This window comes from Psychrobacter sp. 1Y4 (genome assembly GCF_051847555.1).
On sequence record NZ_JBPYDE010000006.1, the window covers coordinates 123,999 to 143,428 of the forward strand.

At 41.0% G+C, this 19,430-nt stretch carries 18 protein-coding genes and 1 pseudogene; 7 read left to right on the top strand and 12 right to left on the bottom strand.

The window, feature by feature from the left end:
- Positions 1 to 5 precede the first annotated feature (5 nt).
- On the bottom strand, positions 6 to 836 hold the full coding sequence (locus tag ACS8FC_RS06960) for an ion transporter (protein WP_299220185.1): 831 nt from the start codon (positions 834 to 836) through the stop codon (positions 6 to 8).
- A gap of 350 nt (positions 837 to 1,186) precedes the next feature.
- On the opposite strand from ACS8FC_RS06960, the gene ACS8FC_RS06965 reads away from it, so the two are divergent.
- Positions 1,187 to 1,936 carry a YebC/PmpR family DNA-binding transcriptional regulator gene (locus ACS8FC_RS06965; protein WP_439261539.1) on the top strand — a complete coding sequence of 250 codons (750 nt, stop codon included), beginning with the start codon at positions 1,187 to 1,189 and terminating at the stop codon, positions 1,934 to 1,936.
- A 116-nt stretch (positions 1,937 to 2,052) separates the two neighbouring features.
- On the opposite strand, the gene ACS8FC_RS06970 is transcribed toward ACS8FC_RS06965, so the two are convergent.
- Positions 2,053 to 2,625 (bottom strand): methylated-DNA--[protein]-cysteine S-methyltransferase, encoded by a 573-nt coding sequence (locus ACS8FC_RS06970; protein ID WP_439296275.1) that lies wholly within the window; start codon positions 2,623 to 2,625, stop codon positions 2,053 to 2,055.
- A gap of 51 nt (positions 2,626 to 2,676) precedes the next feature.
- Positions 2,677 to 3,645: a signal recognition particle-docking protein FtsY gene (gene ftsY / locus ACS8FC_RS06975; RefSeq protein WP_439261641.1), complete on the bottom strand. Its 969-nt coding sequence runs from the start codon at positions 3,643 to 3,645 to the stop codon at positions 2,677 to 2,679.
- Between the two features lie 784 nt (positions 3,646 to 4,429).
- On the opposite strand from ftsY, the gene ACS8FC_RS06980 reads away from it, so the two are divergent.
- The 4 genes from ACS8FC_RS06980 to ACS8FC_RS06995 all read left to right on the top strand — a co-directional run bounded on the left by ACS8FC_RS06980 (position 4,430) and on the right by ACS8FC_RS06995 (position 8,155).
- Positions 4,430 to 4,651 (top strand): hypothetical protein, encoded by a 222-nt coding sequence (locus tag ACS8FC_RS06980; RefSeq protein ID WP_439261541.1) that lies wholly within the window; start codon positions 4,430 to 4,432, stop codon positions 4,649 to 4,651.
- A gap of 84 nt (positions 4,652 to 4,735) precedes the next feature.
- Positions 4,736 to 4,936, top strand: a complete 201-nt coding sequence (locus tag ACS8FC_RS06985) for a hypothetical protein (protein WP_439261542.1) — start codon at positions 4,736 to 4,738, stop codon at positions 4,934 to 4,936.
- A 95-nt stretch (positions 4,937 to 5,031) separates the two neighbouring features.
- Positions 5,032 to 6,504 carry a M16 family metallopeptidase gene (locus ACS8FC_RS06990; RefSeq protein WP_439296276.1) on the top strand — a complete coding sequence of 491 codons (1,473 nt, stop codon included), beginning with the start codon at positions 5,032 to 5,034 and terminating at the stop codon, positions 6,502 to 6,504.
- A gap of 94 nt (positions 6,505 to 6,598) precedes the next feature.
- A complete protein-coding gene (locus ACS8FC_RS06995; RefSeq protein ID WP_439296277.1) occupies positions 6,599 to 8,155 on the top strand; it encodes a M16 family metallopeptidase in 1,557 nt (518 codons plus the stop codon).
- Between the two features lie 51 nt (positions 8,156 to 8,206).
- Here ACS8FC_RS06995 and ACS8FC_RS07000 read toward each other — a convergent pair whose 3' ends face one another.
- Both ACS8FC_RS07000 and ACS8FC_RS07005 read right to left on the bottom strand, forming a co-directional pair.
- Positions 8,207 to 8,692, bottom strand: coding sequence for a hypothetical protein (locus ACS8FC_RS07000; protein WP_439261545.1), 486 nt, complete (start codon positions 8,690 to 8,692; stop codon positions 8,207 to 8,209).
- A gap of 305 nt (positions 8,693 to 8,997) precedes the next feature.
- Positions 8,998 to 9,834: a D-Ala-D-Ala carboxypeptidase family metallohydrolase gene (locus tag ACS8FC_RS07005; RefSeq protein ID WP_439261546.1), complete on the bottom strand. Its 837-nt coding sequence runs from the start codon at positions 9,832 to 9,834 to the stop codon at positions 8,998 to 9,000.
- Positions 9,835 to 10,229: 395 nt separating this feature from the next.
- Here ACS8FC_RS07005 and rodA point away from each other — a divergent pair, with 395 nt between their 5' ends.
- Positions 10,230 to 11,372 carry a rod shape-determining protein RodA gene (rodA, locus tag ACS8FC_RS07010; RefSeq protein WP_439261547.1) on the top strand — a complete coding sequence of 381 codons (1,143 nt, stop codon included), beginning with the start codon at positions 10,230 to 10,232 and terminating at the stop codon, positions 11,370 to 11,372.
- Positions 11,373 to 12,539: 1,167 nt separating this feature from the next.
- Positions 12,540 to 12,881, top strand: a pseudogene (locus ACS8FC_RS07015) (septal ring lytic transglycosylase RlpA family protein); the annotation flags it as partial.
- A 186-nt stretch (positions 12,882 to 13,067) separates the two neighbouring features.
- Here the strand turns inward: ACS8FC_RS07015 and radA are convergent.
- The 7 genes from radA to hfq form a co-directional block, all read right to left on the bottom strand.
- Entirely contained in the window at positions 13,068 to 14,513 is a 1,446-nt protein-coding gene (gene radA / locus ACS8FC_RS07020) for a DNA repair protein RadA (RefSeq protein ID WP_439261549.1), read from the bottom strand.
- A gap of 299 nt (positions 14,514 to 14,812) precedes the next feature.
- On the bottom strand, positions 14,813 to 15,523 hold the full coding sequence (gene lptB / locus ACS8FC_RS07025; protein ID WP_439296337.1) for an LPS export ABC transporter ATP-binding protein: 711 nt from the start codon (positions 15,521 to 15,523) through the stop codon (positions 14,813 to 14,815).
- Positions 15,524 to 15,664: 141 nt separating this feature from the next.
- A complete protein-coding gene (gene lptA, locus ACS8FC_RS07030; RefSeq protein WP_420884190.1) occupies positions 15,665 to 16,180 on the bottom strand; it encodes a lipopolysaccharide transport periplasmic protein LptA in 516 nt (171 codons plus the stop codon).
- Between the two features lie 218 nt (positions 16,181 to 16,398).
- Positions 16,399 to 16,986 (bottom strand): LPS export ABC transporter periplasmic protein LptC, encoded by a 588-nt coding sequence (gene lptC, locus ACS8FC_RS07035; protein WP_439261550.1) that lies wholly within the window; start codon positions 16,984 to 16,986, stop codon positions 16,399 to 16,401.
- Entirely contained in the window at positions 16,983 to 17,549 is a 567-nt protein-coding gene (locus tag ACS8FC_RS07040; protein WP_439261551.1) for a KdsC family phosphatase, read from the bottom strand. The genes lptC and ACS8FC_RS07040 overlap by 4 nt, the downstream gene beginning before the upstream one ends.
- Before the next feature lie 57 nt (positions 17,550 to 17,606).
- A complete protein-coding gene (locus tag ACS8FC_RS07045; protein ID WP_299220151.1) occupies positions 17,607 to 18,599 on the bottom strand; it encodes a KpsF/GutQ family sugar-phosphate isomerase in 993 nt (330 codons plus the stop codon).
- 269 nt (positions 18,600 to 18,868) lie between these two features.
- Positions 18,869 to 19,420, bottom strand: a complete 552-nt coding sequence (gene hfq / locus ACS8FC_RS07050; protein ID WP_439261552.1) for an RNA chaperone Hfq — start codon at positions 19,418 to 19,420, stop codon at positions 18,869 to 18,871.
- Between the last annotated feature and the right edge of the window lie 10 nt (positions 19,421 to 19,430).

The following is a 19,430-nucleotide window of genomic DNA, read 5'->3' on the forward strand; positions in this document are numbered from 1 at the left end:
GACGTTTAGACATGCAGCGCATGCCCACAACGATCGCAAAATGTGGCGCCAACGGCATGACCAAACTTTCCACAATTAGGGCAAGTAATAGGATTAAGCTGTGGTCGCATGTTACGTGCCAGCTCTGATGTAAAGATACCCGTTGGTACTGCGATGATCGAATAACCTGTAATCATGACCATGGTCGCAATTGCTTGACCCAGCGGTGTCTTTGGCGAGATGTCCCCGTAACCTACTGTGGTCATGGTAACAACTGCCCAATAGATAGATAATGGAATGCTTGTAAAGCCATTCTCCGGTCCTTCTACCACATAAATAACCGAACCAAAGATGGTCACTAGCAGGACAAGTGACAAGAAAAACACGGTGATTTTTTGCTGGCTGGTTTTGAGTGCAGAGGCCAAAAAACCTGCCTGCTGCATGTAGGCTTTGAGCTTAAGCACACGAAAAATACGCAAAATACGTAAGATGCGTATTACCAGCAGGTATTGTACCCCTACAAAAATTAAACTTAGATAGCTTGGCAGTACAGACAATAAATCTACTATACCAAAGAAACTAAAAACATACCGAAGTCGATTGGGGGCCGAAAATAGCCTGAGACTATACTCAATCGTAAATAAAATGGTAAAAAACCATTCTGCATAAAAAAACAGTGTGCCATACTGCAAGCGCATATATAACACACTATCAAGCATTACTACGGCGACACTGGCCAAAATTGCAATCAACAATACAATATCAAAGAGCTTACCCAAACGAGTATCTGTGCCTTCAATAATAATGTGAATGCGGTTACGCAAATGAGTAATAGCTTCAGCGGTTGGTTGCTTCATAGAGTCAGTGGCTTCATAAAATCAATGGCTGGGTAGCACTTCATGATTTAAAGTGTGATGAATAAGCGCAAATTAGTCAAAATACGCAAAATTGGTCTATAATATTGATCGCTTATAGCCATTGTTGCAACGTGTAAGATGCCACAGTGTAGCAAAAAATAGCGCTCAACAACATACAAATTGCTAATGTCAGCGTAAGCTTATAACATCACAACAGTAAATGCAGCGCTTAGTTATGCTGAGATTGGTATGTACTAAAACATGTAAACTTGGTTATAACGCAGTATATATAATAGGTATGACTCACATTGATATCATACTAAAAAGCATATAGCACTTAAGGACATACTATGGCAGGTCATTCAAAATGGGCAAACATCAAACATCGCAAGGCCCGTCAGGATGCAGTAAGAGGTAAAGTATTTACCAAAGTTATTCGTGAAATCGTTTCCGCCGCTAAGCAAGGAGATCCTGATCCTGACAAAAACCCACGTCTTCGCGCCGCTATAGAAAAAGGCTTATCGGTCAATATGACCCGCGATACCATTAATCGCGCGGTTGATCGCGGCACAGGTGGCGGCGATACCGAAAATATGGATGAGATTAGCTATGAAGGCTATGGTGTGGGCGGTGTCGCTGTATTGGTCGAGACGATGACTGACAATGTCAATCGTACCGTCAGTGAAGTACGTCATGCCTTTACCAAATTCGATGGTAATTTGGGTACTTCAGGTTCAGTTGCTTATTTATTTACTAAGCGCGGTGAAATCACTTTTAATGACGTAAGCTTAGAAGATGAAGTCATGCTCACTGCACTAGATGCAGGCGCTCTTGATATTGAAAATGACGGAACATCACTACTCGTTATTACCGATGTAGACAATTTCGGCCAAGTCAAAGATGCCCTTAATGCAGCTGGATTGGTCTCTGACAATGCTGAGGTGACCATGTCGCCATCCACCATTGCTGAAATAGACAATGTCGATGATGCCGAAAAAGTCATGAAAATGATTGATATGTTAGAAGATATAGATGATGTACAAGAGGTTTATAGCAACGTAAACTTCTCTGCTGATGTCATGGCTCAGCTAGAGCAATAGTTTTTATTCGTCATCTAAACCTACCTTTAGGACGGCATATCTAACACAAAGAAGCCAAACGTTGTAGAACGTTTGGCTTCTTTGCATTTAGCCACCTTCTATCATGAGTGTCAAAACTAAACTTTACCTGTCAATTCTTCAAGCTCAAGTAGATATCGCTTCTTATCTACTCCACCAGTATACCCACCTAACTTGCCATCACTAGCAATCACTCGGTGACAAGGAACAATAATACTAAAAGGGTTTTTACCATTAGCATTAGCGACCGCACGAAAGCCCTTAGGATTACCAACGCGCTTTGCCAGTGCGGCATAGCTGATGGTTTCGCCATGATTGATACCTTGTAATGCATGCCATACTTTTTGCTGAAACTGAGTACCCAAAGAGATGTCTAATGGCAAGTCAAAAGTGTGGCGTTTGCCATTGGCATACTCATAAAGCTGGTCGATAGCTGCTAGTAATAAAGCTTGAGTAGCATCACTACTGCTCAAGTCATTTTTGTCTATAAATATAAAGTCATCATCGTTAAGCTGGTAATGTTTTTTAAGCTTGGCAGATGATTTGGAGTGACGCCACGATTGACCCTCCATAAGCCAATTAACTTCAGTAAGCTTGGGCGTATTATCTTTACTGGCACCAGCCATTAGAATGAGTTGATATTGATCAAGTCGTGCTGTAGTGACTATCATAACTGTCTCCAGCTTAGTGCCAGTAAAATAATACCAAAACTGCAAAAAGGCTTAGCTGTCATTTGTATCAAAAAGTGCTGCGACAAACTGCTTTGGACTAAAGGCACGCAAATCATCGATTGATTCGCCAACCCCAATATAACGAATCGGTACATCAGTGGTTTCGGCAATGTTAAACACCACGCCACCTTTAGCAGTACCATCTAACTTAGTAATAGTGATGCCTGTCAGCGGCACTACCTTATTAAACAGCTCCACTTGGTTAATGGCGTTTTGACCTGTACCCGCATCAAGAACGATCATTCCCTCATGGGGCGCACTTGGATCCGCTTTACGCATGACACGTACTACTTTTTCAAGCTCTGCCATCAGATGCGTTTTGTTTTGCAAACGTCCGGCAGTGTCAGCTATCAATACATCAATGTTTTTGGCTTTTGCAGATTGCATGGCATCAAAGATAACAGAAGCGCTGTCAGAACCATGGCCTTGAGCCACAACCGGAATGCTGTTACGCTCACCCCAGATTTGTAGCTGTTCAGTGGCGGCAGCGCGGAAAGTGTCACCAGCCGCCAACATAACTGACTTACCCTCGCCTTGTAAGCGCTTGGCAAGCTTACCAATAGTGGTTGTTTTCCCCACACCATTAACACCCACAACCAAAATAACAAATGGTTTTTTGCTCGTATCGACAACCAATGGCGCAACTTTTGGCGTTAAGATATCAACGAGCTCACTTTGCAGTGCTTTATATAATGAATGCGCATAAATCAAATCGCCACGCGTTGTTTGCTCAGTTAAACTCTTGATAATACGGTTAGTCGCATTGACACCAATATCGGCGACTAATAGCTGGTCCTCTACCTCTTCCAACAGCTCATCATCGATCTCTTTGCCACCAATAAGTATGCTCACCATACCTTCTGCAAGGTTTTTACGTGATTTACTAAGTCCCGACTTCATGCGGTTAAACCAGCTTCCTTTTTGGCGACCTTGCGTCTCGTCTTCTTGTAGCTGATCCATTTGGTTTGCATCATCGTCAGCCAGTGCCTGAGAAGTACTTGGTGCAGCTTGTCTTACAGCATCGTCAGTGTTGGTTTGTTTAGTGTCAGCTGGTAGATGCTGGCTAGCAGTATCCGTCCACTGCTCTTGTAGCGGCATCTTTGGTATAGCAGTAGGATTAATCTTGTTTTCGATTTGGTCATTGCTAACTAATGCATCATCACCCGTATGCTGCGCCTCAGGCATTATAATCGGTGCACCTAACGCTATTTGTTCTGCTGCCTCTACACCTACTGTGTCTGCACTTGACGTCTGACTGCCTTTGTGGTTTTGACTATCAGCTTCAATAACGCCGTCAGGCTCATCAATAATGGGGACTGATTGCGTCGGCAGACTTGGTAAGGTAATATCATCGTCATCTAAATCATCAAGGCTACCATCAAGGTTGATGACCACGCGATTGGCATTATTTGGATTATTCATAAGCTTGCCCTAAAGGTTAATAATGTCAGTAATATATTTATTTTGTAATGAATAATGGTGTAAATTGACATCAGTATATCTAATATCATCAAAACGAAAGCTTCATTCTTGTGCTAGTTTAGCATAATTCAAGTAGCGCTTAGCGCGGAGCATGATAGCGAATGATACAGTAATAGTAGAGTTATTATAAAATTTGGTTAAGGTTTAGACACATAAATCTGACTTTACCAAACGTAGGTTTCGCTACAGTCAAGCTTATACTTATCTGTTTTGAGCTATTTTTTACTCATCCAATCTTTTTATTTATTGAATAGGAGCTGCTATGCCACCTTTAAAGCAAACTGGCATCTCACAATATGCATCTTTGCCGCAGCGCAAATATTTATTAGAGTCTGACTCTAAACATGCTTTCGACAATAAAAAAGCCAATTGGCCAGCTCTATCTTTGGTCGCAATACTATCTTTCTCAACAGTCGGCTGCGCATCTTTGCAAGCATTAGAGCCAACGGCTGACTTGATTAATGATCTAAAGAAGATTTTGTAAATTTGTAACGCTATACTAAGATTAAAGATAAATTTACAAGAGCATTCTTTATACAAACTGGGTTTTAGAATATTAGGAATACTTATGTCATCAACAGTAACATTCATACCAACTCATAAAACTAAAAATAATTCTGCTAAAAAACCTTTTCATTTGGCACTTATTGTCAACATGGGATATGCATTAATTATCTCTATACTACTGTTATCAGCCGTAGGTTGTAGTACGACGCAAGCATTTAAACCAACCGCCAGCGTTATCGTTGGTGGACACAAAACACTATAGTACACAGTACCTAATGCTTGGCTTTTGATCGTTTATACTTTTTCTTCATTTTTATTCCAAATCTATCATTCACTGTTTTATAAGTAGAAAACCCTATGTCCTTGTCTTCATCGTTATCTGCTATCTCGTTGCGTATTGCCTGTTCCTTAGCGCTTGCTACTACCTTGACTGCATGTCAAACCAGTAACTTCCAGCAAACAGCTACGTCTGACACAGTAATTGCTAAGCCAGCCGCGAGCTCAGATTTGGCTATCGATATGTCAGGTCGGCATGAATATCAGTTAGAAAATGGGCTAAAAATCATCGTTAAAGAAGATCATCGTGCGCCAGTGGTGATGACGCAGATCTGGTATCGAGTTGGCTCGGCAGATGAGCCGTTAAACAAAGGCGGCATCTCACATCTGCTTGAACACATGATGTTTAAAGGGACAGCGAATGTATCAAGTGATGACTATGAACGCTTGATTGCTAAGTTTGGCGGCGTTAATAACGCTTTTACCAGCTACGATTACACTGGCTACTATGAGCTATTCCCAGCCAATAGAATGCCTTTAGCCTTAGAATTAGAAGCAGATCGGATGACCAACTTGGTCTTTGACGACCAAGCTTTTGCTAAAGAGCATCAAGTAGTTATGGAAGAGCGCCGCCAGCGTACTGACGACAATCCACTTGCCAAAGCTTACGAATCATTTCGCCTATTAGCCTTACCTGATAGTCCTAAAGGTGCGTCTGTTATCGGACCGATGAGCGAGCTTAAATCGATTGAACTAGCAGAATTGAAAGATTGGTATAAAACTTGGTATGCACCTAATAATGCAACCTTAGTTATCGTGGGTGACGTTAAACCAAAGGAGGTGTTGGCACAAGTCAAACGCTACTTCGGTGACTTACCTGCCAGCAAATTACCAACACGTCCTGAGGTAAAGCAGCAAGGCTTCCGTGGTTATAAAAAGGTTGACTCTGAGCAGGCAGTACAAGTGCCCGTATTATTAATGGGTTACAACGTCCCTAGCCTAACAACCGTTGGCGCGGATAATGAAAAGCAAGCTTATGCGCTATCACTTGCCCAAGATGTCTTAGATGGTGGTCTATCGGCGCGTTTAGAAAGCCGACTCATACGCGAGCAGGGTTTACTCACTAGTGTCGGAACTTCTTATGATCTGCTTGATCGCGGTGATGGACTGTTTTTAATACAGGCGACTCCGCGTGAGGGCGTGACCTTAACGCAAGCACAGGATGCTATTACGGCTGAAATTAATAAACTCGCCACTGATCCTATCAATGCCGATGAAATCAGTCGTGCCAAAACCAACACCGTTACGGGCTTAGTCTATGCGCAAGACAGTATGCAAGGCCAAGCACGCATGATAGGTTCGCTGCAATCTATCGGGCTTGATGACAGATTGCTGGCAAGCTTACCTGCCAAGCTCGATGGTGTGAGCGTCGCTGATATTCAAGCTGCTAGTAAAAAGTATCTTGTAAAGGATAACCTAACTGTCATGCATATCGTGCCACCTAAAGAAAAAATGGATAAAGCTAAGATAAGCAAGGCTCAAGCAAATAATTGATCATCAATAATCAAAACTCAGTGCGGGGAACAAGATTGTACTTCACTCCATTTTTAAGAAACTCGTTATTTAAGAACATTATAAGAAGACAAATATGACTCAGAAAACCTCGATACCCATTATAAAAAAAACGCCTCAACATAAAGATATAAAAAAGTCTAAACCTACTCGTAAGTCTTATCTTAGTGCCAGCATCGTAGTAGGATTAACTGCGTTTATCACTCCAGCTTATGCAGACTCAGTCAGCGCCGAAGAATATCGTGAGCCTGCTGCTGCAGTCGATGCAAACGCGCCCATTGCTGCTCTGTCTAAGCTGACTAGTCTTAACAACGTCAAACCGTTACAAGTGACTGTACCCACTATCGAACATTTTAAAACGACAGCTGGCGTACCCGTATCATTTGTACGCGCAACCACGCTACCTATCGTTGATATTGATTTGCGTTTTAACGCAGGTAGCGCACGCGATGCTAATATACGCTCGAACGGTTTTGGCATTGCCAATATGACCGCTACGATGCTCACACAAGGCACTGAGAGCTTGAATGAAGATGACTTTACACGAGCGGTTGAGACATTAGGGATTCAGTTAAATAGTAGTGCTTATAAAGATATGTTTATCGTCTCATTACGTAGCCTCTCTGATGACGAGCATCTTTTACCAGCCGTTAATCTGATGACGCAAATACTAACCAAGCCAAATTTTAAACAATCAATTTTAGCGCGTAACAAAGCACGTCTACTAGTCGGCCTGCAACAGCAAAAACAAGATCCTAATAGCCTTGCCAGTCTTGCTTTTGATGAAGCTTTATATGGCAGCCATCCGTATGCCCATCCTTCATCGGGTACACTTGAGACTGTGCCCAACATCGAGAAAAAAGATCTGACTGATTTTCAAAACCGCTACCTTGTCGCTGCCAATGCATCCTTAGCAATGACTGGTAACTTGACGCTTGCTCAAGCTAAAAAACTCGCTGAAGACATTACTGCTAATTTACCTAAAGGTGTGGCAGCGGACACTTTAGCCGAGCCAAAACCCCTCACCCAAGCACAGCATATCCATATCCCTTTTCCTAGCACCCAAACCACAGTATTGATGGGCCAATTAGGTAATAAGCGCGCTACCGATTCACAAGCGCAGCAACAACAAACCAACTTTGCAGTAGGCAACGAAGTATTAGCAGGTGGTAATTTTAATGCGCGCTTAATGACAGAGATTCGTCAAAACCTCGGTTATACCTATGGTATATCTGGCTCTATGAATCCAATGCTGGCTCGTGGTCCTTATCAGATAGGTTTTTCAACACGCAATGACAAGGCTCGTGACGCCATTGATGCAAGCCTAGCAGTCATTGATGATACGTTAGATAGTGGGATTACTAGTAATGAGATGCGTCTGACCACGGACAATATGAAGAATAGCTTCCCAATGGGCTTTGCAAGTAATGCGGGGATTAATGGCTTGCTAGGAATGATGAATTTTTATCAACTGCCAGATAACTATCTGACAGACTATATAACGCGTATTGACAATGTAAAGCTATCAGGGGTTAACCAGACTTTGCGCAATACTCTTGAACCAGACAAATTCTTAATCGTGACAGTTGGGCAGGATGATCCTTGGAAGAACAAAGAAATGCATGCTGAGTAGCGTTTTTAGCAAAAATTATTAATAGAAGATCAGAAACCGTGTTACGGATATTTAGTCCGTAACCGTTATCGCCACATCATAGCTCAAGTGTTTAGGCTTATAGGTAGCGCCATTATAAGCTAACCGAATCACATGCTTATCATAAGATGCCACTTCATACTCCCCATTAGCAAAATTATGTAAAGTAGGTACAATCAGTAGTGCCTCTATTTGTCTATTGTCGACATTGACATCGAGACGCTGCCCCGTATTTAGATATAAAAAATAGTCGCAGTAATCATTGACCATCACTTCGGCTACGCGCTCGATATCATTACTATTCATGTCTTTTTGTAGCAGTTTGGGGCAGATATCTGCACGCTGAGCCGCCAGCCTTGCATAAGAGTTGGTAATGTTATCTTCGATGTTTGCTGCTTCAAGCTGTTTTTGCGTGTTTGTTGCAGTATTAGCTTGACTATCGACAGATAGTTTTGGACTACAAGAATAACTAAAGAGTACAATTGATACTGTAACAACAATCAGGGCTAGATATGACATATTTGATTGAGTACGGTAGGCATTTGATATTATAGACCGGAAACACTTCATAAAACCTGCTTGTGTCAAACCTGAGTTTTCTGTCTTTTAACAAGAAACTGTATAAAATATGGACAATTATTTATCAATATTAAAGCATTATTTGAGACTAAGTTACCAGCTTTTAGTGATTAAAGGTTCAATCACACGATAATATGACACTTATCTCGCGCTCGAATCCTGTTTGACAGGGTCATCATACTTAAAACATTTAAGATTGTAAGTTTTACCGTATTTTATCCTTTAAGTCACAATATTGTTTGTGTTTAATAGCGACATGATGAGCTACTACTAGTATGATTAAAGCCCCACTTTCGATAACCTTGCGTATCTAAATGAATTGCACCGGTTGAATATAACCCCAGTCCAAAGTTGTGTGATTGACCTTGATATTGCCAATACTGGCATAAATTGTCTTGTAAACTACTTAACTGCCAAAGATCATTCTCGTATTCAGGCACCCAAATATCTATAGCACCTGCGGTCATATGTTTACTACTGTTTGCACCACCTGCACAACCATTAAGTCCTGGACTACGATATACCGAGCGTATTTTACTACTTGCAGGTAAGATACCCTGATTCTTTAGATTGGCATAAAGTCTCAAAGTAGGAACGATATTTGACCACAGCTCTTGCGGCGGTAGCTGATAAGGTTCATAGCCACATTTATCCCAACTACGAGCAGTAGTGAGCAGCTCTTTAAGTGGCGGTACGTTTTGAGCACCAATCTGTGCGCTCAGGTAACGATGATAATTGGCAACCTCTTGCGCGCGAAAACTATTGCTATTTAACCAGCTATCAAAGTCCATATTGATCATACTATTATAAGTATTACTGGCTGTATTGTATTTAGGACTATAAGTCACTTTTCTAATGTTTGATGTATTATAATTTGGACGACGAGTATTAACATTCATCCGTTTGTTCTCTTCGATCGATAGCTTGGTATCAAGCTCATATTCGCGTTGTTTTTGTTCGATTAAACCCTGCATACTATCGCCACCCAGTACAGTCGCTCGACTACTGGTACTGGCAGAAGGTGCAATATAAGCATTACTGCTGCTATGACGTACTTGAATACGTCGTTCGCTATCATTCAAAATCGCAGCATGGCCAACAACACTGCTACTACAAAAAATAAATATAACTAAGGGTTTTATAATTGATGTCATATAGGGTTTTAGTATTGTAGGAGGGATGGCTTTTTGAGAAGTAAAAATTTCGGTCTGTTTACATACAGATTTATGGACAAAATTATCAAGCTTATTATTTACGTGAGTCATGTAGGTCGTTATCATCAACAAATATTTTATCGATACTATCAAATTTTACGCAAGCAAGCTAAACTATCGCTCCTAATAATAGTGAATAATTTGGCTATTTACCGCTGCCATTGTCATGTTTGATGATTAGATTACTCTTTTACCGCTATATAATAAGCACTTACAAACCAGTCCTTTCCATACACCTTCCATGATTACAGTCATTTTCGCCTATGTCATTTAACCCACAGTACCGCTTTTCTCGCCAAAGCCATCATTTCGGTCAACGTCATGAACGAACGCTGTGGCAACATATTCATATAGACCCATGGCTAACGATACTGTTACTACTTATCTGCTGTATTGGGTTAACTATCTTATATAGTGCTTCAACTCAAGACGTTGGTATGGTTTTGAGGCAGACGGTCAGCTATGGCGTGGCTTTTACAGTTATGTTCATTATGGCTCAAGTACCGCCTAGCCTCTATCGTACATTGACGCCTGTATTTTATGTCATGGGACTGATACTACTGGTATTGGTTGAGATTATTGGTGAAGTACGAATGGGAGCACAGCGCTGGATCAATTTACCAGGATTTGGTAGCGTTCAGCCATCAGAGTTTATGAAGCTTGGTATGCCAATGATGTGTGCATGGTTTTTGTCCAAACGAGATTTGCCACCATCATTTTCCAGTATTTTAATTACCTTGGGCATTATTATTGTGCCAGTCATACTCATTGCAAAAGAGCCAGACCTTGGTACCTCTTTGCTGGTTGCCGCGAGCGGGCTCTTTGTTTTATTTTTGGCAGGTCTATCTTGGCGACTGATTTCAGCTGCAGCCATCCTAGCCGTACCTCTCATCGCTATCGCTTGGAATTTTTTATTACATGACTATCAGCGTACACGCGTATTAACATTGCTAAACCCTGAAGCCGATGTTCAAGGAGCCGGCTGGAATATCATTCAGTCAAAGACGGCCATAGGTTCTGGCGGGTTATCAGGTAAAGGCTACTTAGAAGGTACACAATCACAACTCCATTTCTTGCCTGAAGGTCATACTGATTTTATTATTGCAGCCTTTTCAGAAGAATTTGGTCTATTTGGCGTCATATTACTGATGCTAATATATGCGTGCTTATTGATACGTGCACTCTATATTGCTCTTACGCAACCTGATATTTATAGTCGCCTATTGGCTGGCGCTATCGCCATGTCATTTTTCGTGTATGTATTCGTCAACGTCGGTATGGTAGGAGGTATTCTGCCGGTAGTGGGCGTCCCTCTACCCTTTATCAGTTATGGTGGTACTGCAATCGTAACATTAATGGGAGGATTTGGTCTTTTAATGTCCATCCATACCCACAAAGCTGAATAAACACTCAAACAAAGTTCATCATCCTATAATACGATACAAAATCTGCTCATAAAATCATGTAGCAGATTTTTATTGCTTAAACCAACTAGTACATACAGCTTATCCTAAATATTATAGGTAAAAAGATACGTTGTCGGCTGCAATTTTAAATAACTGTTGGGAAGGTACAACTTAAAATCAAAAAAAGTCTATAAAAAATAATAAGCCCTGGCATACATAATAAAAATTTTATAAATGATTAATTATATATTCAATATATAGCATATAGAAAAACATATTATAAATAATAAAATTCGTATAAATGAATACAAACGAATTTTGTAAAGGTTCTAAAGTATCTTTGTGCAACATAAAAGCGATTAAAGTAAAAGATAGACAAAAATTCATCGCTTATAATATATAAGACATTGTTATTATTGCCTAAATATTTATTTTATTATTCAAGTGCACTATAGTATTTACTTAAATAACTAACATTTGTAAGTCAGTATTAACACTTGCGATTTACAAAAAATTGCGTTACTCTCTTTTTTATAATACTTGATACATAACCAATACAGTTCTAATAAGAAAGATTGCAATTAATTATATTCTAGTCGTAGCTATTACGTATAGTCAGCAATTATCTTTCAAAGCTACTACCTAAGTTAACGTACTCATAACAAATCCAAGTAATTGCATTTTTATATGATTAATAATTGGTTTTATATTAAAAACTTCCAACATAAAAATTATCCCTATCCTAAAGCCTGTTTAATTACTGTTCCTACGTATTAGCTTTTACGTTGTAGGAAAGGATAAAAAAATTGACGCATTTATAAATTTGCTGAATTTTTTGCGCACAATACAAGGTTTTAGATATCAGGTCTTAATATATAAGCTATAGAGGTACCTATGAATAAGCGTCTATCTGGTTTACTTACAATATCGGTATGTTTGTTTGCTGGCTCTGCAGCAGCCTCTAATACTAATGCGATTGAAGCAAAAACGTCTCTCTCTACTTTATCTCAAGACAACACCTCTCATATTGATCGTGTCCTTGGCGAGCTTACTCGTCAACATGATAACGCTTCAAGCTTAGTTAAATCTGCGCGTCAACCAGTGTCATTGGCTATTAACAGCTCTTTGCTCGCCGATGATACTAGCCAAGTTACTGATGATGAGGATGTATTAGAGCGATTGACTGCTGTCGCTTCTAATTCTGTCAGTAAATTCAAACAGACTGGTCTTGCTTCTTGGTATGGACGTAAGTTTCATGGTCGCAAAACAGCCAGCGGTGATACTTTTGATATGAACGGTTTGACTGCCGCTCACCGCTCCCTACCTTTGAATTGCTATGTAAAAGTGACAAACAAAACCAATGGCAAAAGTGTGGTTGTAAAAGTAAATGATCGCGGTCCATTCCACGGTAATCGCGTTTTAGATTTGTCTTATGGTGCAGCCAAACGTTTAGGTATTACCAATAAAGGTGTTGGTAATGTATCAATTGAACGTGTTTCAGGTCCATAGTTTAAGATCGATACCTATAAGATTGTATTAGGTCTGTAAACGATTTTAGAATTTAGATGTATCGAAATTAGCAGTGTGAAAAGTGATTAAAATACAAAAAAGTGTCAAGCTTGTATAAGTTTGACACTTTTTTTATGACTGCTTTTTTAGCAGTTATGTTATTGACACATTGTCTTATTGACGTAGTTAATAAATTTCAAACGCCCTTTCTATTGCATCATCTAGGCGCTCTACAGCATGTACGACAATACCTTTAAACTGCGGTGAATCACTAGCAGGTGCATTTGATTTTGGAATAATGGCATGAGTAAAACCATGCTTCATAGCTTCTTTTAAGCGCTCTTGTCCGTTTGGTACAGGACGAATCTCGCCTGACAAACCTACCTCACCAAACACCGCCAATGATGAGGGTAATGGTTTTTCTCTAATACTGGATGCACAAGCCAATAGTACTGCCAAATCAGAGCCCGTTTCTATTACTTTGACGCCGCCAACTACATTGACATAAACGTCTTGTCCACTAGTATGGATACCGCCATGACGGTGCATCACAGCAAGCAGCATCGATAAACGCTGAAAATCAAGCCCTAAAGCCATACGTCTTGGCTGTCCTTGTGAGTCATCGACTAACGCCTGTACCTCAACCAATAATGGACGTGTACCTTCGCGGCTGACCATTACCACTGATCCTGCAACAGGCTTATCATAGCGGCTTAGAAATATAGCAGATGGATTGGCAACCTCTTTAAGACCCATATCTGTCATCCCAAAGATGCCCAACTCATTGACCGCGCCAAAGCGGTTTTTGACCGCACGTATCATTCTAAATCGTGAATCAGACTGGCCTTCAAAGTACAAAACCGTATCAACCATATGCTCAAGTACACGTGGTCCTGCAAGCGTGCCTTCTTTGGTCACATGTCCCACCAAAAATAAAGCCGTACCCGTTTGCTTAGCATAGCGCGTTAAGATAGCCGCAGACTCCCTAATTTGACTGACGCCGCCGGGCGCTGAATTGATCGCATCGGTATAAATGGTCTGAATCGAATCAATGATAGCAATCGCAGGCTGCTCTTGGGTCAAGGCAGCACAAATGGTTTCTACGTTAGTCTCAGCCAACACTCGCAAGCGATCGGCTGGTAGGTCTAGGCGTTTGGCTCGCATTGCAACCTGCGCCAGTGACTCCTCCCCTGTGACATACAGAGCACTGCCTGCCAATGAATCGGCACGTGCCATATTGGTCGCTGTTTGAAGCAAAATAGTAGATTTACCAATGCCTGGATCACCGCCTATCAATACCACAGAACCCGCTACCAAACCGCCGCCTAATACTCGATCAAACTCACTAATACCTGTTGGTAATCGTGTATCTAAAGTCACGCTAACGGCATTAAGCGGCATCACCGCACTTTGCGTTCCTGAATAGTTTCCTGCTGGAGTACCACCATTTGCACCGCGCGGTGCTCCTCGATTCGCAGCGGGTTTGGCTGTATTTTTATTATGATGTGGCATGCTGACATTTGGTGCTTCAACCAAACTGTTCCATTCGCCACAATCAGAGCACTGTCCTGACCATTTACCAAAATGCGCACCGCAGTGCTGACAGACGTAGCTACTTTTATTTTTTGCCATCGTATATGCACCCTGTTTAAGTTGCGAGATAAGAAAAGGTCAAAATACTGTTCTTTATAGAAAAAGAGACATTATAATTTATAATAAATTAATAATAGTTTTGAGAAGAAAGAATGAGGTTGGGTATGTTGAATATTTACCAATGAGCATTGACCAAGATCATTAGTAAATAGTTGAATTACTTTGATTAAATGGTACTGATAGGTAAAAAATCAAGGTTAATAAGACCTTTATAGATGTACGCTTAATCATATGTTCTAGAGTTTTTTAAGCAATAAAAAGATAACGCAAACCGTTATCTATACTTGAAAATCCTTACCTAAGTAAACTGATTTTACCAGCTCGTTATCTAAAACTTCACATGCTGTACCTTCGGCAATGATGGCTCCCTCTGAGACAATGTAAGCTTTTTCGCAGATGGCGAGTGTTTCACGTACATTGTGATCGGTGATGAGCACGCCGATGCCTCGGTTTTTCAACGTTAAAATAACTTCCTTGATATCACCAACTGAAATAGGATCAACCCCAGCAAAAGGCTCATCTAACAAGATAAACTTGGGATCAGCGGCCAAAGCGCGCGCAATCTCACAGCGGCGACGCTCACCGCCTGAGACACTCATGCCTAGTGATTGACGCACGTGCTCTAAATGAAACTCTCCGATGAGCTTTTCAAGCTCTTGCCTCTGCTGAGTAGCTGATAGCTCTTTACGAGTTTGTAAAATAGCTAAAATATTTTCTTCGATAGATAGCTTACGAAAGATAGAAGCTTCTTGTGGCAGATAACCAATGCCAGCTCGAGCACGCTCATGCATGGCATATTTAGACAAATCCATTTTACCTAAGGTCACACGGCCTTTATCCATATTGACCAAACCGACTACCATATAAAAACTGGTTGTCTTACCTGCGCCGTTGGGCCCTAATAACCCAACAACTTGCCCTTGCTCGACTGAAAAAGAGACATCCTTGACTACCCAGCGCTTACCGTAACGTTTGCCTAGATTTTGCATTGTTAGACGTTCAACACTGGGCGTAGGCGTACTGTTTATCACAGATATGTTTTGATTATCAAAGTCGCTATTCAAACTACTATTATCACTCATATGTTACTCGTACTAAGGCAAATTTAAGCGCTTATTTGGTATATTATTTTAGCGTATACTATTTTGGTTGGTACTATTATTTGGCGGCAATACCAACTCAACACGCTGGCTACCACCAGCTGTCGCTTCAACATCGCCAGCCTTGAGACTATAACGGATGACATTACCAGCAAAACTAGCACCGTTTTGCACCAGTTTTGCATTACCCGTTAAAGTAATAATACCGCTCACTGCATTGTAATCAATCTTGTTTGCTTGACCTTTTGCTAGGCCTTTTTCTTGAGTGATAACTTGTTGCATGGTCGCTGGCCGTCCGGTTGCCACTGCTGAATTAATGCTGCGCTGCTGCGAGAGATTTACCGTAATATCATTAGCGGTAAGCTTTAATGTGCCTTGGGTAATAATGACATTACCGGAGTAACTGGTAATACCTGTACGCTCGCTATAGGTCGCTTTATCTGCTAATAACTTAATGGGCTGGTTGGCATCTGATGGCAATGCATGACTATATAGTGGTAATGCTATTAGCATAGCCATTGGCAATACGCGTAAAATTTGCGACATATAATTTTGACTAGTGGCAGGCAAAAAGTTAGATTTCATAAGCAGTTACTCTTTTATGATAAGAAGGTAATAAGTAGTAGAAAAGCAAAAGCTATTAAGTAGTACGAGCAACCTAGATTGATTTAATGGATAAGTAGCAATAAGCGAGCCAATTGCTGCTATTACCTTTACCAACTATTTTAAACTATCTAAGACAATAATACGTAATATACAAGACATTAAAATAAAGCCTGATCCTGACGCTCAGCAGGTGTGAAAGTCACAGCCACTTGTCCAAACTCATACTCGCCAGTTTCAAGATTGGCCTGCATACTAGAAGCCTCAAAGCGATTCATACCCTGCACAACTTTGACGGACTCATCACTATAGACTTGACGAGACTTGGTATTGCCTTTAAGCGTTTGACCTGTGACTTCAATAGGTTCAATATCTGATGATCCACTCGCTTTGTCTTCGCTAACTAAGGTAAAACCACCAGACAAAAGCAGCTCCCCTGTTTGTTGGTTGATCGTAGCACTACCTGCTTGAATTTGATAACGCTGTTCATCAGATGGCTCCCAGTTCATGGTAATACCCGACATCTCATCTTGATTGGTCACTGGATTATGCGTAAGTGAATCGGCATTTAACTCGTATTCGGTCTCACCCTCTTCATTGGTTTGTACCGCTTTTATATCAGTCGCTTCATAATCCACCTCAGAAGCTTCTATGTTTACTGGCGGTGTGATCTTACCTTGTTGTTGAAAAAACCAACCAGCAATACCGGCAATAATTAAGGCCAAAACAACTAGGACACGAGTATTCACGATAAATCATCCTGCGCTGGCACTTTATCAAGCGTATAGTGTGAAATAAAGTCTTGATACTGTCCATGACCTTTTAAGATCAGGTCACACACTTCACGTACTGCCCCCATCCCGCCAGTGCACGTCGTTACCATATCGCTGCGATTGACAACCTCAGCATGCGCATTAGGTACTGTCGCTGCAAAGCCGACGGTTTGCATGGCTTTAATATCAGGCAAATCATCACCCATATAAGCGCAGTCGGCAGCCGTAATATTAAGCGCTGGATCTAAGGTAGAGAGTAGCTCTTTTAAAGCGATAAGCTTATCATCACGACCTTGCACCACATAATCGATGCCAGTCTCTGCTGCACGCTTATTGACCATAGGGCTACTACGGCCAGTAATAATAGCAGTTAAAATACCATAGCGTGCCAAAGACTTAATACCGACCCCATCTTGTACCGAAAACGCTTTAGTCTCAATACCATTAGCATCATAGATAATCTGACCGTTTGACAAGATACCATCAACGTCCAAGACCAACATTTTAACCTGTCCTGCTCTTTCGATTAAGTCTTGCATAATTTATCTCTTATAAAGTCTTATTATTTAAATGTGAAACCTATTTAGTCTAAGCGCTTATTTCACACCTGCTTGTAGCAAATCATGCACAGTAATGATGGCTTCTAAATGCTCTTTTTCATCTATCACTAGTAGTTGACTGATTGCATTTTCATTCATGACACTTAAGGCATCAGATGCACGCATTGACTTACTTACTTGGCGTGGATTAGTACTCATTACGTCTTGTATGGGTGTTGCAAGATCAATGCGTTTTTCCAAACCACGGCGCAAATCCCCATCTGTGAACACACCGACGACTTTTTGCTCATCGTCGATTACAACAGTCATGCCCAAACGGCCTGCAGACATTGTAAATAATGCATCTTGTAATGGCGCTTTTTGATTAACAAGCGGCAAATTATCTACATTACTATGCATCAAATCCTCTACTCGTGTTAATAGCTGTCGACCAAGCGCACCTGCTGGATGCGATAAGGCAAAATCTTCTGAAGTAAAATTACGCGCATGTACCAAAGCCACTGCTAAAGCATCTCCTAACGCTAAAGTTGCCGTCGTACTAGAAGTAGGTGCCAGATTAAGCGGGCAAGCTTCTTGTGACTTGCCAAGGGTCAATATAATATCGGCTGCGCGTGGCAACATACCGCGCTTGTCTCGGCTAATACTTATCAGCGGAATGCCTAAACGCTTAACCACTGGCAATAGGGTCTTGATTTCATCCGACTCTCCAGAGTTGGAGATAGCCAGTAACACATCACCCTTTACAAGCATTCCTAAGTCGCCATGACCTGCCTCACCAGGATGCATAAAAAATGCTGGCGTACCAGTAGAAGCAAACGTCGCTGCTATCTTGCGCCCGATCAGACCTGACTTACCCATACCAGTCACGACTACCCGACCTTTACAAGCCAAAATGATTTTGCAAGCTTGCACAAACCTATCGTCTATCTGTTCAGTTAATAACGCCAACGCGGCTATCTCAGTTTGAATAGCGTCAATGGCAGTGGTCATAAATTGGTCGTCAGTAAGATTGTTTGTACAGTTACTCATGGTTTGACTCGGTAATTATCATTAATAATATATTTTACTATATTAAGAGCCATTTTAATAATATGACTTAGAACTGTACAATGTAATCTTGATTAAAAAAACATATCAACTATATTGTTTAAAGAATATTCAGACATCTTATTAGCTGCCCCGTTCAAATGCTTGATAGTCTTACAATAGTGAAGTTGTTGATAAAAAAAAGACCCACTCAATAGCAGATCTTTTTATTAAAATAGACTTCAACAATATACCTTCGTAAATAGCATCAATTAGTTATTGTTGTTATCGTCATCAAAGTCATTGCTGGGCTTTTCATTGAATCCCGTGTTTTCTGCTGGTGTCTCAAATCCGCGGTCTTGACCAAAACCACCGCGCTCAAAACTACGATCTTGACTTTGACCTAGACCACCACGTTCAAACCCGCGATCTTGTCCCTGACCAAAGCCGCCACGATTAAAACCACTACGATTAGAGGCAAAGCCACGTTCTTCAAAGCCGCCACCTGCGCCTGTATTACTACCTCTTTCAAACCCGCTGTTATTACTGCCGCCTTGGTAGCCGTTAGTACCTTGAGTCTGCATACCACTACTCGATGATGCAGTAGTACTAGCGCCTCGTGGATTACGTGCTGGAACTACAGTTGAGATGGCATGCTTATAAACCATTTGACTAACTGTATTCTTTAATAAAACGACATATTGGTCAAATGATTCAATTTGGCCTTGTAATTTAATACCATTTACCAAAAAAATAGACACTGGAATACGATCTTTACGTAATGAGTTTAGGAACGGATCTTGTAATGTTTGTCCTTTTGACATAAAAACTCTC

Coding starts and splice junctions, on each gene's coding strand:
- ACS8FC_RS06960 (WP_299220185.1), bottom strand. CDS start 836: ATGAAGCAACCAACCGCTGAAGCTATTACTCATTTGCGTAACCGCATT.
- ACS8FC_RS06965 (WP_439261539.1), top strand. CDS start 1,187: ATGGCAGGTCATTCAAAATGGGCAAACATCAAACATCGCAAGGCCCGT.
- ACS8FC_RS06970 (WP_439296275.1), bottom strand. CDS start 2,625: ATGATAGTCACTACAGCACGACTTGATCAATATCAACTCATTCTAATG.
- ftsY (WP_439261641.1), bottom strand. CDS start 3,645: ATGGATCAGCTACAAGAAGACGAGACGCAAGGTCGCCAAAAAGGAAGC.
- ACS8FC_RS06980 (WP_439261541.1), top strand. CDS start 4,430: ATGCCACCTTTAAAGCAAACTGGCATCTCACAATATGCATCTTTGCCG.
- ACS8FC_RS06985 (WP_439261542.1), top strand. CDS start 4,736: ATGTCATCAACAGTAACATTCATACCAACTCATAAAACTAAAAATAAT.
- ACS8FC_RS06990 (WP_439296276.1), top strand. CDS start 5,032: ATGTCCTTGTCTTCATCGTTATCTGCTATCTCGTTGCGTATTGCCTGT.
- ACS8FC_RS06995 (WP_439296277.1), top strand. CDS start 6,599: ATGACTCAGAAAACCTCGATACCCATTATAAAAAAAACGCCTCAACAT.
- ACS8FC_RS07000 (WP_439261545.1), bottom strand. CDS start 8,692: ATGTCATATCTAGCCCTGATTGTTGTTACAGTATCAATTGTACTCTTT.
- rodA (WP_439261547.1), top strand. CDS start 10,230: ATGTCATTTAACCCACAGTACCGCTTTTCTCGCCAAAGCCATCATTTC.
- radA (WP_439261549.1), bottom strand. CDS start 14,513: ATGGCAAAAAATAAAAGTAGCTACGTCTGTCAGCACTGCGGTGCGCAT.
- lptB (WP_439296337.1), bottom strand. CDS start 15,523: ATGCAAAATCTAGGCAAACGTTACGGTAAGCGCTGGGTAGTCAAGGAT.
- lptA (WP_420884190.1), bottom strand. CDS start 16,180: ATGTCGCAAATTTTACGCGTATTGCCAATGGCTATGCTAATAGCATTA.
- ACS8FC_RS07040 (WP_439261551.1), bottom strand. CDS start 17,549: ATGCAAGACTTAATCGAAAGAGCAGGACAGGTTAAAATGTTGGTCTTG.
- ACS8FC_RS07045 (WP_299220151.1), bottom strand. CDS start 18,599: ATGAGTAACTGTACAAACAATCTTACTGACGACCAATTTATGACCACT.
- hfq (WP_439261552.1), bottom strand. CDS start 19,420: ATGTCAAAAGGACAAACATTACAAGATCCGTTCCTAAACTCATTACGT.